Raw genomic sequence first — 504 nt, forward strand, 5'->3', positions numbered from 1 at the left:
TCAGGTCCTGGGTGACCATGCAAAACAAAGATGGTATCTATGTTTCCTATGATTCTTCTAATATGAATACTGTTGCAGGGTCACTGACATTAGCGGAGTATGGACATGCGAAAGATAATCCTGACCTGCCTCAAGTGAATTTATCCATAGGATATAATCAGACAGATGAAGTTCCCATGTTTTATGAGATATATCCAGGAAGCATCATAGACAATACAGAATGTCAAAAAATGGTGGAAAGAGCGAAATCCTATGGATGCAAGGATGTAGGATTTATATTGGATAGAGGATATTTTTCCATAGAGAATATAAAATATTTTGAAAAGCATGATTATGATTATATTCTAATGACGAAAGGCAATGCAGCATTTATTACAAAGTCGATAGAAGAAAGTGTGGCATTACTAAAAGAAGGATATCAATATTATATGGAAGATTATGAGCTGTATGGGAAAACGATAGAAAAAGAATTGTTTCATACTGGAAAAAAACAATATATACATA

Annotated in this window: 1 protein-coding gene; it reads left to right on the forward strand. The window is 33.5% G+C overall.

The genetic code is table 11. The annotated features are described in order from the left end of the window. Positions 1 to 17 precede the first annotated feature (17 nt). The coding region (locus B5G32_RS13640; RefSeq protein ID WP_143746701.1) for a transposase at positions 18 to 504 on the forward strand (487 nt) is incomplete at its 3' end.

It is taken from the genome of Massilimicrobiota sp. An80, assembly GCF_002159255.1.
GTDB classification, from domain to species: Bacteria; Bacillota_I; Bacilli_A; order Erysipelotrichales; family Coprobacillaceae; genus Allocoprobacillus; species Allocoprobacillus merdigallinarum.